The sequence below is a fragment of the Bacillus sp. AY2-1 genome, assembly GCF_008368965.1.
Lineage (GTDB): Bacteria > Bacillota > Bacilli > Bacillales > Bacillaceae_G > Bacillus_A > Bacillus_A thuringiensis_S.
In genome coordinates this window covers 1-1,073 of the sequence record NZ_QPEL01000347.1, presented here as the reverse complement: position 1 = coordinate 1,073, position 1,073 = coordinate 1, and the positions used below count along the sequence as shown (strand labels likewise).

Here is a 1,073-nt window from a genome sequence, read left to right as displayed (position 1 = left end):
CAGATGGAGGGCGAAAGAAATTTAAGTATAGAAAAAGTAATGGATGATTATTTCAATAGTTATTTGAGTAACAAGCACGCTAGTAAAATTAAAATAGAGAACTTAATAGAAATAGGAGATTAAAATGTTTATTCGAAAAATAATATTAGATAATTTTCGTATTTTTAGAGGGAAACATGAGTTTGATTTTTCAAATAAAAAAGTAATCGTAGTAGAAGGACCGAGTGGACACGGTAAAAGTACGATTTTTGATTCCATTAACTGGGTTATTTCAGGAAAGATTTCTAGATATACAGGATCTTCAGAACATCTACAGTTTAATTATATTATAAATAGTGATGCTCGTTTGCATGATGTGAATGAAGCATCCGTTGAAATAGATTTTAATAATGAAGAAGAATTAACTATTAAAAGAACTATTAAAAAGAATGGTTCTACTAAATTATTTATAAATGGTCAGCAAATAGGTTTGAGAGAAGGACAAAAAGAAATAGTTCGATTGTTAGTTAATGAACAGATGTTAACTGATCCCAATTTACTTGATTCCATTGATTTACTTTCATTTATAGAATCAACTTTGATTTTGTCACAGGAAAATTTAGAGGAGTTTGTTAGAGGAAATAAACCTACTGAACGTTATTCTAAGTTAGAACAAATTTTAGGTTTAGCAAGATATGGGAAGGACTTTAAGGACTATTTACAAGAGTTAAAAAAAGATTATTCCATTGAACATAATCATATTAGCTTAAAAAAGAATGAGTTAAAACATAAACAAGAATTATTAAATGCAGAATACCAACCTAAGCTACAACAAAGCGAAAGAAATGGAAATAAATCAAAAACAAAAATCTTAGATGAACTCAATATATTTTGGGGGAATTTACAGAACTACTCGTTTTTTATTCATCAAAACTTTGAAGATATTACATCAAATGAGTATGAAATATTGAAAAAATATATTGACTCGATAAATGATGAATTAAAAATCATCGAATTCTTAAAGTTTGAGATAGAGCAAAAAGAGATTTACGTAAATGATATAGAGTCTAAAGCAAAGGTAGAAAGCTTTAGAA

General features: G+C 27.3%; 1 protein-coding gene. It reads left to right on the top strand.

All coding sequences use genetic code 11. From position 1 onward, the window contains the following. Positions 1 to 124 precede the first annotated feature (124 nt). The coding region (locus tag DN403_RS30965; protein ID WP_149186139.1) for an AAA family ATPase at positions 125 to 1,073 on the top strand (949 nt) is incomplete at its 3' end.